Source organism: Rhizohabitans arisaemae (assembly GCF_025996515.1).
In the GTDB taxonomy this organism is placed as follows: Bacteria; Actinomycetota; Actinomycetes; order Streptosporangiales; family Streptosporangiaceae; genus Rhizohabitans; species Rhizohabitans arisaemae.
The window spans coordinates 177,054-179,395 of record NZ_BLRH01000021.1; the positions used below are offsets into that span (position 1 = coordinate 177,054).

At 71.2% G+C, this 2,342-nt stretch carries 1 protein-coding gene; it reads right to left on the reverse strand.

Annotation, left to right across the window (positions count from 1 at the left end):
• Positions 1–2,342 (reverse strand): non-ribosomal peptide synthetase (locus RUR_RS09210; protein ID WP_283134525.1); only part of this gene is annotated, 2,342 nt, incomplete at both ends.

Genomic DNA, 2,342 nt, shown 5'->3' on the forward strand with positions numbered 1-2,342 from the left:
GACCAGGTGGGTGGGGTGCATCCAGGTGGGGAGGTGGGTGCGCAGGTGGGCGCGCAAGTCTTGCAGGATGCCCGCGGGTGCGGGTGCGGGTGCGGTGTGGGTTTCGGTGTCGGCCGGGTCGGTGTCGGCCGGGGTGGTGAGGGTGAGGTAGGTGGTGAGGTGGGTGGTGTTGTCGTGGGTGTGGACGGTGGTGTGGCTGGTGCGGACGGCGGGGTGTCGGGTGAGGGTGGCGTCGATGTCGGTGGTTTCGATGCGGTAGCCGCGGATTTTGACCTGGTGGTCGGTGCGGCCTTGGTAGTCGATGGTGTGGTCGGGTCGGTGCCGGGCGAGGTCTCCGGTGTGGTAGATGCGGGTTCCGGGTGGTCCGTGGGGGTTGGGGGTGAAGCGTTCGGCGGTGAGGGCGGGTTGGTGGAGGTAGCCGCGGGCGAGTCCGGTTCCGGTGAGGTAGAGGTGTCCGGTGGTTCCGGTGGGGGTGGGTTCGCCGTGGGGGTCGAGGATGTGGGCGTGGGTGCCCGGGCACGGCAGGCCGATCGGCGCGCGCCCCAGCGGATCACCCGGCTCGCAGCGTGCGACCGTGCTCCAGACCGTCGCCTCGGTGGGGCCGTACTCGTTGTAGAGGAGCACGTCCGGGAACAGCTCGTGGTGGCGCTCCACCAGGCTCGGCCGGAGCGGCTCACCCGCCACCACCACGGTCTCCAGCCGGACGTCCTCCCCGGCGAGACGCTCAAGCAGCAGCTCGTACAGCGAGGGCAGGCAGACCAGATGGCTGACGTCGTCCCGGGCGACCCGGGCGGCCAGGAAGTCGAGGTCCAGTTCCCGGCCCGCCGCGGGGAGGTGCAGGACCGCTCCGTTGCACAGACTCCAGAAGACCGACGCCACCGAGGTGTCGAACGAGATCGACGACAGCAGCACGAACCCCCTGAGCGGCCGGTTGTAGACCAGGCCGCGCGCCGCGGTCGAGGCGCTCAGATTGGCGTGGGTGACGGCGACGCCTTTGGGGGTGCCGGTGCTGCCGGAGGTGTGGATGACGTAGGCCAGGTGCTCGGGGTGGAGCGGGGGCCGGGGCGTGGCCGGAGCCGGGGGCGGGGGTGTGGTGAGAAGCGCGGTGATGTCGTGGGTGGGGATGAGGACTGACGGAAGTGCGTGATCCCGTTGGGTGAGGATGAGGAGGGGGTTGGAGCCGTCGATGATCTGGGTGAGGCGGTGGTCGGGGTAGGTGGGGTCCAGGGGGAGGTAGGCGGCGCCGGTTTTGAGGACGGCCAGGATGGCGAGGAGGGTGTGGGGTCCGCGTCCGGTGTGCAGGCCGATGAGGGTGTCGGGGGCGGCGCCGTGTGCGGTGAGGTGCGCGGCCAGGTGGCCGGCCCGGGTGTCGAGCTGCCCGTAGGTGAGGTGCTGCCCGGTGTCGTCGACGATGGCGATGTCGTCGGGGCGGGTACGGGCGTGCGCCGCGATCAGCTCGTGGGCGAAGACCGCCGGATTCCCGGCCTCGTCGGTGTACCGGTGCCCGCCCTCCGCGACGGTGCTTGGTGCGGTGGCCGGGTCGCCCGCCCGCCGTACGGGTGCCGTACCGGGTGGGTTGTGGGCGTGGAGGTTGTGCCGGCGTTGGCGGGGGGTGAGCAGGGGGAGGACGGTGACGGGCCGGTCGGGGTCGAGCACGAGGTGGTGCAGGAGGGTCTGGTAGTGGCCGGCGACGCGGGCGATCGTGGCGTGGTCGAACAGGTCGGTGGCGTACTCCCATTCGGTGTGCAGGGTGCCGTAGTCGCCGGGGGTGACCGTGACCGTGAGATCGAATTTGGCGGAATCCGTGCTGAGCACCCGCACGGCGACGTCCACTCCGTCGGCCGTGAACGTCGGCAGGGCCGTGTTGAGGGTGAGCATGGTCTGGAAGAGGGGGTTGCGGGTGAGGTCGCGGTCGAGGTGGAGGTGTTCGACGAGGTGTTCGTAGGGGAGGTTCTGGTGCTGGTAGGCGGCCAGGGCGGTGGTTCGGGTGCGGGCGAGGAGGGTGCGGTAGGTGGGGTTGCCGGTGATGGTGGTGCGGATGGGGAGGGTGTTGGCGAAGAAGCCGATGAGGGGTTCGAGGTGGGGGTGGGTGCGGTTGGCGATGGGGGTGCCGATGATGAGGTCGTGCTGGCCGGTGAGGCGGGAGAGCAGGACGGCCAGGGCGGTGTGGAGGGTCATGTAGAGGGTGGTGCCGGTGGTGTGGGCGAGGGTGGTGAGCCCGGTGGCCAGGGTGGCGGGGAGGGTGTGGTGGTGGGTGCGGCCGCGGTGGGTGGGGGTGTGGGGGCGCGGCCGGTCGGTGGGGAGGTCGAGTGCGGGTGGGGGGTCGGCGAGGTGGTCTGTCC